The organism is Phyllobacterium sp. YR620 (assembly GCF_900104165.1).
Taxonomy (GTDB): domain Bacteria; phylum Pseudomonadota; class Alphaproteobacteria; order Rhizobiales; family Rhizobiaceae; genus Phyllobacterium; species Phyllobacterium pellucidum.
The window spans coordinates 683,966-695,168 of record NZ_FNJP01000001.1; the positions used below are offsets into that span (position 1 = coordinate 683,966).

Sequence of the window (11,203 nt, forward strand, 5' to 3'; positions counted from 1 at the left end):
TGCGGCAACGCGTCCACCGCCGCGACATTGATATGGCTCTCGCATTTGCGAATGAATTTGAATAAAACGAAGTCATGTCGATTTGGCGCCGCATCAGCGATTTCATTACCAGCACTGCGATCGATGCATTCTCGAGCATCATCGAAGCCGTCCGAACCACGTTTGAGGGCGATCCGGAGACGCGCCGGCGCGTGGCTTTCTCCATTGCGATGATTGCGCTTTCGGCCAAGATGGCAAAGGCTGACGGCGTCGTGACGCAGGCCGAGGTGAATGCGTTTCACGAGATATTCCACGTCCCTCCGCAATATCAGGAGCAGGTGACGAGCCTCTACAATCTCGCCAAGCAGGACGTAGCCGGCTATGAGGCCTATGCGACGCAATTGTCCGGGCTTTGCGGGACCGGCAAGCCCAATTGCAAGATGCTCGAAGACATTCTGGATGGGCTCTTTCACATCGCGAAGGCTGACGGCGCCCTGCATGACAAGGAACTCGTCTTCCTTGGAACCGTGGCCGAAATCTTTCAGCTCGACGAAGAACAGTTCGACCGGATACTCGCGCGCCACGTGGGTGTTGGCCAAACGGATCCCTACCGGGTCCTCGGCCTTTCACACGGCGTCAGTTTCGAAGAGGCCCGCAAGCAGTACCGCGCGCTGGTGCGTGAGAACCACCCGGACGTGCTGATCGCCCGCGGCGTGCCGGAAGAATTCATCGCCATTGCCAACCAGCGCATCGCAGCGATCAATGCCGCCTGGGACCGGGTTGAAAAAGACCTGAAGGCGTATGAGCGGGTTTAAGCCGGACCACCTTTCCGCCGAAGTCCATGCCTCGCCAAATTTCGGGCCGCGCAAGGACGGCAAGCGACCGTCATATCTCATATTGCACTATACCGGCATGGAGACCGGAGAAGCCGCCCAGAATTGGCTCGCCAATCCCCAAAGCGAAGTCTCCGCGCACTACGTCGTTCATGAGGATGGGCGGATCGTGCAGATGGTGCCCGAGAGCGAACGGGCCTGGCATGCAGGCCAGAGCTTCTGGAAGGGCGAGACAGACATCAACTCCTGCTCGGTCGGTATCGAGATCGTGAACGGTGGTCCGCTTCTCGGTTTTCCCGATTTCGAACCCGTCCAGATCGATGCCGTCATAGACCTTTGCAAGGGCATCATATCCCGCCATGGCATCCGGCCCGAGGCGGTACTTGCCCATTCCGACATCGCTCCGGCGCGCAAGATCGATCCCGGCGAGAAGTTTCCCTGGCCTGTCCTCTACGATGCCGGCGTCGGTCACTGGGTGAAAGCGTCGCCGATCAGAGGCGGGCGTTTCTTCACGCTCGGCGATCAGGGCCAGCCAGTCGAGGCTTTGCAGTCCATGCTGGCACTTTACGGCTATGGCGTCCCCATCGACGGGGTCTTCGGAAACGCGACACAATTGGGCATTTTAGCGTTCCAGCGCCATTTTCGCGCCGAAAAGGTCGATGGAGTCGCCGATATGTCAACCATCGAGACCCTGCATCGACTACTTTATTCGCTGCCTGCCCTGTCGGCGTAAGCGTTTGAACTAAAAAACCTTTTCCGGCTCATTTTGTGCACTGCAACCTATATATATCAATGGGTTACATTTTGTTATTTGGCCGATCAATATTCGGCTGCATTGGACCGTCAAATCCTTGGCCAGTGTTCCGGCTCTGCCCTTTTGATTTTTGGCACGGAACGATCCCGGTGTGCACATTCGTGTCGCCCAAGCTTCTAGACGGAAAACGATGAACAAAAAATTTGGTATGATTCTCGCCCTTTTCGGGGCGATGGCCTTCTATGGCTCAAATTCAGCACTCAGCAGCCCGGCAGAGCCGAACAGTATCGCTGATTACATCAAGTTGAAGCGTGAACGGGAAGCCCAGGCAAAGGCCAAGGCAGCTCCGGCCGCAAAAATCACCCAGTCGAAGGAAAAGGGTAAACGCGTCGTCGCCAAGGCGCCGGCAACGAAAAAGGCAGCTGCCAAGCAGCAGCGCGTCAGCAAGAAATCCGCCTCGCACAAGCGGCCGGTCGTTCAGGCCAAGGCCCGCATCAAGACCACTGTCGTCAACGAGACCATTGCCAGCGTCGATACGATGACGACGGGGAGCATCGCGTCTGCCGGCGCTTCGGCGATCGGCGGGACCAAGTATTCGACGATCATCAATTCCTACGCCGCCTCCTATGGCGTACCGGTCGCGCTTGCCAATGCCGTCATTCGCGTTGAAAGCAATTACCAGCCGAACATGACGGGCAGCGCCGGCGAAATCGGTCTGATGCAGATCAAGTATGAGACGGCCCGCGGCCTCGGCTATACCGGCACGCGCCAGGCGCTCTACAACCCGGAGGAAAATATCCGCTGGGGCATGAAATATCTTGCCGGCGCCCATAAGCTTGGCAACGGCACCACCTGCGGTACGATCCTGCGCTACAATGCCGGTCATGGCGCGACGCGCATGAACCCGGTTTCGGCCAATTACTGCGCCAAGGTGAAGCTGGAGATGGCATCCAACTAGGCTTTGGGTATAATCACCACCGCATGATTTGAAAGGCCGGGCCGGACGCCCGGCCTTTTTTCGTTTGCGTTTTTCGCGCGAAACGCCTTTATACGCGTCGCCAGCTGGCCGGGCAGCCGCGCATGTCAAAAGCCGAAAGGCGGCATGTGAGGAAAGTCCGGGCTCCAGGGAAACACGGTGCCGGATAACATCCGGCGGGGGCGACCCCAGGGAAAGTGCCACAGAAAGGAAACCGCCCCGCCTGTATTTCGGCTGCGACCGCGCAAAGCGGTCCGAGCCCAAATACTGGCGGGGTAAGGGTGAAAGGGTGGGGTAAGAGCCCACCGCGCAACTGGTAACAGGGGCGGCATGGCAAACCCCACCGGGAGCAAAACCGAATAGGGACGGCGTGCCGGGCGCAAGCCTGGCGATCAGTTTCCGGGTCAGTCGTCCGGGTGGGTTGCAGGAGGCGGGCGGCAACGTCCGTCCAAGATGAATGGCTGCCGCGTCGGGCGCGAGCCCGGCCATACAGAACCCGGCTTACAGGCCAGCTGGCACTTCAATTTCCATGGGATGATCGATCACTGTGAAGCCGCTCGGCGAGCGACTTCGCAGTGGTGCGAACGCGTAAATGTGGCCTTTCCTAACGCTTCATTAAGCTTAATGAGCGATAAATTTCAGAATCGCCGGTAGTGCGCCGAATTGACGGCTCATTCCCTATCCGTGTCCGCTGGTCCCATTGACGCCCATAGTGCCCCATGATACCGATTGATTTCATCAGTAGCGTTCATTCGACACGGTGTCCCCCGCATTACGAACACGCATGCCAGGGCTGGCCATGGGCTGACCATGCCGATGCCTTGTCCGAACCATCGGAAGTTAAAACCATTGGCACCCCGAGAAATGCGGACGGGGCGGAAACGGCGGTGTTACGTCTTGAACCGGTTCCTCGGAAATATAACGAACAAGATCGACGCCAAGGGGCGGGTCTCGGTGCCGGCGCACTTCCGCTCGATTATCCAGAAGGCCGGTCACGCGGAGCTCTATGCGCTGCGTTCTCTGCATCTGCCTGCCCTCGATGTGGGCGGGCCGGAGCTTCTGAGCCGGTTCGACAAGCGTCTGGAGAGCGAGGATCCTTTCGCGGAGACGGCGGACGACATGTCCTTCTACCTGCACGCCGACGGCGGCTTTCTGAAGCTCGACGGGGACGGGCGGATTACGATCACGGATTTCATCCGGGAGCATACGGGCGTCTCGTCGGATGTGACCTTTGCGGGCGCCAACACCCACTTTCAGATGTGGCATCCGGATCGTTTCGAAGCGCATCGGACAACGGTGCGGGAACGCCTCGCGGAAAAGCGTCAACTCGAGACGCTGAACGGGGGCAGTCGATGACGGCATCCGACGACCGGCACATTCCCGTCCTGCTCGAGGAAGTCATCACGGCGTTGCAGCCGCAGCCGGGCGACTTGATCATCGACGGCACGTTCGGCGCGGGCGGCTATACGCGCCGCATTCTCGAAACAGGCGCGTCGGTTACGGCAATCGATCGCGATCCCTCCGCGATCGAGGCAGGCCGCGCCATGGAGAAGGAATTTGCCGGGCGTCTCACGCTTGTCCAAGGCACGTTCTCGACGCTCGATCAGGTTGCCTTGCTGGGCGGCGCGCCCGATGGTGTCGTTCTCGATATCGGCGTCTCCTCCATGCAGATCGACGAAGCGGAGCGCGGTTTTTCCTTCCAAAAGGACGGGCCGCTCGACATGCGCATGTCAAGTTCCGGACCAAGCGCCGCCGATGTCGTCAATCGTCTGAAAGCGGGCGACCTTGCGCGCATCTTCAATTTCCTTGGCGAGGAGCGCCATGCCGGACGTATTGCGCGCATGATCGAAAAGCGCCGCGCGAGCGAGCCGTTCATCCGCACCCGCGATCTCGCCAATGCGATCGAAGCGCTGGTCGGGCGCAATCCGAAGGTGCCGATCCATCCGGCGACGCGCGTGTTCCAGGCGCTGCGCATCTTCGTCAATGACGAGCTGGGCGAGCTCGTGCGCGCGCTCCACGCGGCCGAAAGAGTGTTGAAGCCGAGCGGGCGACTTGTCGTTGTCACGTTTCATTCGCTGGAAGACCGTATCGTCAAGCGATTCTTCGCCGATCGTTCGGCAAGTGGCGGCGGATCGAGGCATCTGCCGCAGGTCGAACAGCGGCTGGCAAGCTTCACGCCGATCGGCAAGGGCATTGTTGCGCCGAGTGAGGCTGAGGCCGAGCGCAATCCGCGCGCCCGGTCCGCAAAGCTGCGTGGCGGAGTCCGCACAACCAATCCACCGCTTGCCGAGGACCATTCCATTTACGGCCTGCCCAACCTGCCCGCATTCCAAGATAAGGCGAGGAACTGATCCGTGCTGCGCACCTTCGATATCATATTGATAGGACTGATGATCGCGGCGGCCGCCGTGACCTACAAGATAAAGCACGATGCGGAAAAGCAGATGGCGCAGGTCAGCAAGCTCGAACGCATGATTGCCGATGAGCGCGACACGATCGACCTGCTCAAGGCAGACTGGAGCCTGCTCACCCAGCCCAATCGCCTGCAGAAGCTGGTGGAAACCTTCCAGGGCCAGCTCGACCTGCAGCAGATGGAAGCGCAGCAGATCGTCAACATCGACGAACTGCCGCAGCCAAAGCCGGCATCGGACGGGCTTGATGATGTCGCCAACATCATCACCGAGGCGAATGCAGGCAATACGATAAAGACGGACGCGACGCTGACCGGCAGCGTCAAGAAAAGCAGCGCAGCCGTTCCAGGCGCAAAGCCGAAGGGGCATTGATGATGGCAGCGCTGTGGATCAAACGGAAAAAGAACCTTCTCGAAGCGGGCGTTGCGCCGGCCTTCGCGCTTGACGCGAAGAAGAAGAAATCCGGCAATCGTGCGCGCAATCGTGTCGTCATGGCCATTGCCGGTTTCATGGGCATATACGGCATTATCAGCGGCCGCCTGATCTATTACGGCATGCAGGAAGATACGACCGGTTATAATGGACCGACTGGCGCCGTGCTGGCCTCGCGTCCCGATATTCTCGACCGCAATGGCGAGGTACTGGCGACCGACATCAAGACCGCGTCCCTCTACGCCGAGCCGCGCAAGATCATCGATCCCGACGAGGCGATCGAACTTCTATCGACCGTGCTGCCGGATTTGAACTTCGAGCAGACCTATAATCGCCTGAAGAGCAATGCGGGCTTCGCCTGGCTGAAGCGCGGTTTGACGCCGCAACAGAAGAGCCAGATCATGGCGCTTGGCATCCCCGGCATTGGCTTCAGGACCGAGAAATCACGCTTCTACCCGGGCGGGCCGACCGCTTCGCATATTCTCGGCCTCGTCAATATCGACAATCAGGGCATTGCCGGTATGGAGAAATACATCGACGAGCAGGGTCTTTCGGACCTGCGCGATGTCGGGCTTGCGGACAGCCGTTCGCTCGAGCCGGTGAAGCTGTCGATCGATCTTCGCGTCCAGCACGTCGTCCGCGATGTCGTAGTCAATGCGATGCAGCGCTACCGCGCCATTGCCGCGGGCGCCGTCGTCCTTAACGTTCATACGGGCGAAGTCCTGGCGATGGCCTCCGCTCCGGATTTCGATCCGAACAACCCGTTCAATGCGCTCGACAAGGACAGGCTCAACCGCATGTCCGCCGGCACCTTCGAAATGGGCTCGACGATCAAGAGCTTCACGACGGCGATGGCGCTCGATTCCGGCAAGGTCAATATCAACAGTACCTTCGATGCCAGCCGCCCGATCACGATTGGCCACCAGACCATTCGCGACTTTCACGGCAAGCATCGCGTCCTGACCCTGCCTGAAGTCTTCATTTATTCGTCGAACATCGGTTCGGCAAAGGAAGCCGACGTCGTCGGCATCGAGGGTCACAGGGCGTTTCTGCACCGTCTCGGTCTTCTCGACCGCATGCAGACGGAGTTGCCGGAAGTAGCGCGCCCGATGGAACCGAAAGTCTGGAAGAAGGTTCACTCGATCACCATCGCGTTCGGTCACGGCATGGCGACAACCCCGTTGCAGACGGCCGTCGGCGCCGCAGCCCTGATGAACGGCGGCAAACTGATAGAGCCGACATTCCTGCCGCGCACAGAGGAGGAGGCCACCAAGGTTGCCAAGCAGGTCGTCAGCGAAAAGACGAGCGAGGACATGCGCTATCTCTATCGCCTGAACAGCGAGAAGGGCTCCGGCGGTTCAGGCGCGCGGGCGAACGTTCCGGGCTATCGCGTCGGCGGCAAAACCGGAACGGCGGAAAAAGTCGTCAACGGCCGCTATTCGAGTGATGTCAGGTTCAATGCGTTTGTGGCGGCGTTCCCGATCGACAAGCCTGAATATGTGGTGTTGACCATCATCGACGAGCCGAAGCCAGAAGAAGGCAAGGTTGCGGCAACTGCCGGCTTGAACGCGGCGCCGATGGTTGCGGACATTATTCGCCGTTCGGCATCGTTCCTCGGCGTCAAGCCGGATTTCAAGGAAGAGAACATGGCAGCGCCAACGATGGTGTCGTTCGATGAATAGCCACAGCTTCGCTCGCGAATGCCCCAGAAACGACTCAAAACGATGCGTTTTGCGAGCAGAATCGGCGATTCTTGACCTTATGAGATGAAAAGTTTTTGAAAATGGGTTCCACTGCGGCCATGCAACTTAAAGATCTGAACGGAATTCCTGAAATCGCTATCTCCGAACTCGGCGATAAGACGATAACCGGATTGACGTCGGATTCGCGCAAAGTGGAACGCGGTTTTCTGTTTGCCGCGCTGAAAGGCTCCAAAGCCGATGGCGCAACCTATGCGGCGGACGCGGCGTCGCGCGGGGCCGCGATCATTGTTACCTCCAAGGGTGCGAAGCTTGGCAAGATTGCCGTTCCGATCGTTTATGTCGACGATCCACGCCGCACGCTCGCGCTTGCTGCGGCAAGCTTTTACAAGCTTCAACCGGATGTGATGGTGGCGATCACCGGCACGAGCGGCAAGACGTCGGTCGCATCCTTCACCCGCCAGATCTGGGCGCAGGCGGGCTTTGCCTCCGCCAGCATCGGCACCACCGGTGTCGTATCGCCCAAGCGCGACGATTATGGTTCGCTGACGACGCCCGACCCGGTCGAACTCCACAAGCTGCTCAGCGAGCTCGTCGATGAGGGCGTTACCCATGCCGCCATGGAGGCATCCTCGCATGGTCTCGACCAGCGCCGCCTCGACGGCGTGCGTCTCTCGGCCGGCGCCTTCACCAATCTCGGCCGCGACCACATGGACTACCATGCGACGGTCGAGGAATATCACGCCGCCAAGCTGCGGCTCTTCACGGAACTGCTGCCGAAGGGTGCGCCGGCGGTCATTTTTGCCGATGACGCCTTTTCCAAGCCGACGATCGCTGCTGCCACTGACGCTGGCTGCAAGGTGCTCACCGTCGGCCGCAAGGGCGATTTCATCACCTTGAAACGCGTCGAGCACGAGCGCTTCCGCCAGCACGTCGAGATGCACATCGCCGGGGAAATCTTCGAGATTACCCTGCCGCTCGCCGGCGACTTTCAGGTGGCGAACGGCCTCGTCGCGGCGGGCCTCGCTATTGCCACCGGCGTTCCGCCCGCAGCGGCCGTGCGCGGCCTCGAGCGCCTGAAGGGCGCGCCGGGGCGGCTCGACCTCGTCGGTGCGACAGAGGAGGGTGCGCCCGCCTATGTCGATTACGCCCACAAGCCCGACGCGTTGGAAAACGTCCTCGCGTCGGTGCGTCCGTTCACGACCGGCCGCGTCATCGTCGTCTTTGGCTGCGGCGGCGACCGCGACAAAGGCAAGCGCCCGATGATGGGCGAGATCGCGACGCGCCTCGCCGACGTGGTCATCGTCACCGACGACAACCCGCGTTCAGAAGTGCCCGCCACCATTCGCGCCGAAATCCTTGCGGCAGCGCCGGGCGCCATAGAAATCGCCGACCGCCGCGAAGCAATCCGCCATGCGGTTTCGATGATGAAATCCGGCGACACGCTGATCGTGGCCGGCAAGGGCCATGAAGAAGGCCAGACCGTCGGCGATGTCGTTCTGCCGTTCTCCGATCATGCCGAAGTCGGCTCGGCGCTGAAAGACCGTCTGGCACGGGAGAGCGGAGCATGAGCCCGCTCTGGACCTCCGATGCCATGATTGAAGCGATGAACGGGCGGCCCGTCGGCAAGTTGCCGGAGGGCATCACCGGCATTTCCATCGATACCCGTACCCTGAAGCAGGGCGAGGCTTTCTTCGCCATCAAGGGTGACGCGCTCGACGGACACGATTTCGCCACCGCGGCGGTCGCTGCGGGCGCGGCGCTGCTTGTCGTTGCGGAAGCGAAACTGCCGGCGCTCGGCAAGTTGAAGGCGCCGATGATCGTCGTCGATGACGTGCTCGCGGCCATGACCCGGCTCGGCATTGCTTCACGCGCGCGCTCCAATGCGCAGATTATCGCGGTGACCGGTTCGGTTGGAAAGACTACGACCAAGGAAGCGCTGCGGCATGTGCTTGCCACCAGCGGGAAGGTTCATGCCTCGGCGGCGTCCTTCAACAACCACTGGGGTGTACCGCTGACGCTTGCCCGCATGCCGGCCGATACCGATTACGGTGTGTTCGAGATCGGCATGAACCATCCCGACGAAATCCGCCCGCTGGTCAAGATGGTGCGCCCCCACGTCGCGCTGATCACGCTCATTGCGGCGGCGCATCTTGGTCATTTCAAGAATCTTCAGGAAATCGCCGCCGCCAAGGCGGAGATTTTCGAAGGCGTCGTTCCCGGCGGCTACGCCCTTCTCAACCGTGACGACAAGCATTTCAAACCGCTCGAGAAAATGGCAAAGGATGCGGGCGTCGAGCACATCAAGACCTTTGGTGAGAACGCCCGGGCGGATTACAGACTCGTCAAATTGAAACTCCTTGGCGATTGTTCCTGCATGACAGCGCGGCTCGCCGGCGAAGAAGCCGTCGTCAAGATCGGAGCGCCCGGCCGACATATTGTGCAGAACGTTCTTGGCGTCCTCGGCGCGGCGCATCTTGCCGGTGCAGACATGGCCAAGGCAACGCTTGCTCTTGCCTCGCTGCGCCCGGAAAGCGGGCGCGGGGCGCGCCATACGCTGGAAGTTGCAAAGGGTACGTTCACGCTGATCGACGAGAGCTACAATGCCAACCCGGCGTCCATGCGCGCCGCGATCGAACTGCTTGCGGCGGCAACGCCGACTGGACGCGGGCGGCGCATAGCCGTGCTCGGCGACATGCTCGAACTCGGCAAGCAGGCGCCGAAACTTCACGCGGAACTCGCTTCAGTGATTGCCGACAACCACATCAACATGGTTTTTCTCGGCGGTCCTGAAATGGAGGCGCTCAAGGCGGCTATGCCGGTTGAATTTCATGCCGAATACAGGCAGAGCGTAGAGGAACTGCAACCGCAATTGCTGAAGACGATCCGGGCTGGTGACGTGATCATGATCAAGTCATCCAAGGGGACGGGATTCTCCCAGATCGTTAAAACGCTCTTGCAGAAATACAATTCCATCGAGCCTGCCGGTCCAGCCGAGTAAGCTGCGGGGATGGGGAAAGGGCTCTAGCCACATGCTTTATTATCTCGCCGGTCTGGCGGAACATATCCAGGCGCTGAACGTGTTCCGCTATATTACGTTTCGGACCGGCGGTGCGCTGATTACCTCGGCGCTCATCGTTTTTCTGTTCGGACCCCGCATCATCGACTCGCTGCGCATCAGGCAGGGCCGCGGCCAGCCGATCCGCGCCGACGGCCCGCAGACACACTTCAAGAAGGCCGGCACGCCCACCATGGGCGGCCTCATGATCATGACCGGGATTCTCCTGTCGTCGCTGCTCTGGGCCAACTGGTCGAATGTCTATGTGTGGATTGTTTTGCTCGTCGCGCTGTGCTTCGGCGCCATCGGCTTCTACGACGATTACCTCAAGGTCAGCAAACAATCGTTCAAGGGGTTTTCGGCCCGCGGGCGTCTCGGCATCGAGTTCCTGATCGCGGGGCTGGCCGGTCTCGGCATCATGTGGGCGGGACAGGAACCGTTTTCGTCGTCGCTGACCTTCCCCTTTGCCAAGCAGTTTATCATCAATCTCGGCATCTTCTTCATCCCGTTTGCTGCCTTTGTGATGGTCGGCGCGGGTAACGCCGTCAATTTCACCGATGGTCTCGATGGTCTTGCAACCGTCCCGGTAATGATCGCAGCAGCTTCCTTCGGCGTCATTGCGTACCTTTCCGGTAACGCGATTTTCGCCGACTATCTGCAAATTCACTTCGTGCCCGGCACCGGCGAGCTCGCCGTCGTCCTTGGCTCCGTCATCGGCGCGGGCCTTGGGTTCCTCTGGTTCAACGCGCCTCCCGCCGCCATCTTCATGGGCGACACCGGCTCGCTGGCGCTTGGCGGTCTCATCGGGGCTGTTGCCGTCGCAACCAAGCACGAGATCGTTCTTGCCATCATCGGCGGCGTCTTCGTCATGGAAGCCATGTCCGTGATCATCCAGGTGGCGTCGTTCAAGATGACCGGCAAGCGCGTTTTCTTGATGGCGCCGATCCACCATCATTTCGAAAAGAAGGGCTGGACCGAGAGCCAGGTCGTGATCCGCTTCTGGATCATCGCCGTCATTCTCGCGCTGATCGGCCTTTCGACGCTCAAGCTCCGGTAGGCC

At 60.4% G+C, this 11,203-nt stretch carries 10 protein-coding genes and 1 other RNA gene; all 11 read left to right on the plus strand.

Annotated features, from left to right (window positions below; translation table 11 throughout):
- Positions 1-74: 74 nt before the first annotated feature.
- The 11 genes from BLR72_RS03165 (at position 75) to mraY (ending at position 11,200) form a co-directional block, all read left to right on the plus strand.
- Positions 75-794, plus strand: a complete 720-nt coding sequence (locus BLR72_RS03165) for a J domain-containing protein (RefSeq protein ID WP_091944996.1) — start codon at positions 75-77, stop codon at positions 792-794.
- The gene (locus BLR72_RS03170; RefSeq protein ID WP_091944999.1) at positions 781-1,545 is read left to right on the plus strand and encodes a peptidoglycan recognition protein family protein; all 765 of its coding nucleotides are present in this window, start codon (positions 781-783) and stop codon (positions 1,543-1,545) included. Before BLR72_RS03165 ends, BLR72_RS03170 begins: the two co-directional genes overlap by 14 nt.
- A 211-nt stretch (positions 1,546-1,756) precedes the next feature.
- Positions 1,757-2,524, plus strand: coding sequence for a lytic transglycosylase domain-containing protein (locus BLR72_RS22870; RefSeq protein ID WP_091945001.1), 768 nt, complete (start codon positions 1,757-1,759; stop codon positions 2,522-2,524).
- Positions 2,525-2,624: 100 nt separating this feature from the next.
- Positions 2,625-3,062: RNase P RNA component class A (gene rnpB, locus BLR72_RS03180), an RNA gene on the plus strand.
- 377 nt (positions 3,063-3,439) lie between these two features.
- Positions 3,440-3,898 (plus strand): division/cell wall cluster transcriptional repressor MraZ, encoded by a 459-nt coding sequence (mraZ, locus tag BLR72_RS03185; RefSeq protein WP_091945004.1) that lies wholly within the window; start codon positions 3,440-3,442, stop codon positions 3,896-3,898.
- The gene (gene rsmH / locus BLR72_RS03190; protein WP_091945009.1) at positions 3,895-4,893 is read left to right on the plus strand and encodes a 16S rRNA (cytosine(1402)-N(4))-methyltransferase RsmH; all 999 of its coding nucleotides are present in this window, start codon (positions 3,895-3,897) and stop codon (positions 4,891-4,893) included. The genes mraZ and rsmH overlap by 4 nt, the downstream gene beginning before the upstream one ends.
- A gap of 3 nt (positions 4,894-4,896) precedes the next feature.
- Positions 4,897-5,325 carry a cell division protein FtsL gene (locus BLR72_RS03195; protein WP_027231910.1) on the plus strand — a complete coding sequence of 143 codons (429 nt, stop codon included), beginning with the start codon at positions 4,897-4,899 and terminating at the stop codon, positions 5,323-5,325.
- Complete coding sequence (locus tag BLR72_RS03200; protein ID WP_091945012.1) at positions 5,325-7,067, plus strand: peptidoglycan D,D-transpeptidase FtsI family protein; 1,743 nt, start codon at positions 5,325-5,327, stop codon at positions 7,065-7,067. Before BLR72_RS03195 ends, BLR72_RS03200 begins: the two co-directional genes overlap by 1 nt.
- A gap of 119 nt (positions 7,068-7,186) precedes the next feature.
- Positions 7,187-8,656: a UDP-N-acetylmuramoyl-L-alanyl-D-glutamate--2,6-diaminopimelate ligase gene (locus BLR72_RS03205; protein ID WP_027231908.1), complete on the plus strand. Its 1,470-nt coding sequence runs from the start codon at positions 7,187-7,189 to the stop codon at positions 8,654-8,656.
- Positions 8,653-10,086 (plus strand): UDP-N-acetylmuramoylalanyl-D-glutamyl-2,6-diaminopimelate--D-alanyl-D-alanine ligase, encoded by a 1,434-nt coding sequence (locus tag BLR72_RS03210; protein WP_091945016.1) that lies wholly within the window; start codon positions 8,653-8,655, stop codon positions 10,084-10,086. Before BLR72_RS03205 ends, BLR72_RS03210 begins: the two co-directional genes overlap by 4 nt.
- A gap of 31 nt (positions 10,087-10,117) precedes the next feature.
- Positions 10,118-11,200, plus strand: coding sequence for a phospho-N-acetylmuramoyl-pentapeptide-transferase (gene mraY / locus BLR72_RS03215; protein ID WP_027231906.1), 1,083 nt, complete (start codon positions 10,118-10,120; stop codon positions 11,198-11,200).
- Positions 11,201-11,203: the final 3 nt, after the last annotated feature.

Excerpts from the sequence above, each read along its gene's own strand:
- rsmH (WP_091945009.1), top strand. The coding sequence starts at position 3,895 with ATGACGGCATCCGACGACCGGCACATTCCCGTCCTGCTCGAGGAAGTC.
- BLR72_RS03200 (WP_091945012.1), top strand. The coding sequence starts at position 5,325 with ATGATGGCAGCGCTGTGGATCAAACGGAAAAAGAACCTTCTCGAAGCG.
- BLR72_RS22870 (WP_091945001.1), top strand. The coding sequence starts at position 1,757 with ATGAACAAAAAATTTGGTATGATTCTCGCCCTTTTCGGGGCGATGGCC.
- BLR72_RS03170 (WP_091944999.1), top strand. The coding sequence starts at position 781 with ATGAGCGGGTTTAAGCCGGACCACCTTTCCGCCGAAGTCCATGCCTCG.
- mraY (WP_027231906.1), top strand. The coding sequence starts at position 10,118 with ATGCTTTATTATCTCGCCGGTCTGGCGGAACATATCCAGGCGCTGAAC.
- BLR72_RS03165 (WP_091944996.1), top strand. The coding sequence starts at position 75 with ATGTCGATTTGGCGCCGCATCAGCGATTTCATTACCAGCACTGCGATC.
- BLR72_RS03205 (WP_027231908.1), top strand. The coding sequence starts at position 7,187 with ATGCAACTTAAAGATCTGAACGGAATTCCTGAAATCGCTATCTCCGAA.
- BLR72_RS03210 (WP_091945016.1), top strand. The coding sequence starts at position 8,653 with ATGAGCCCGCTCTGGACCTCCGATGCCATGATTGAAGCGATGAACGGG.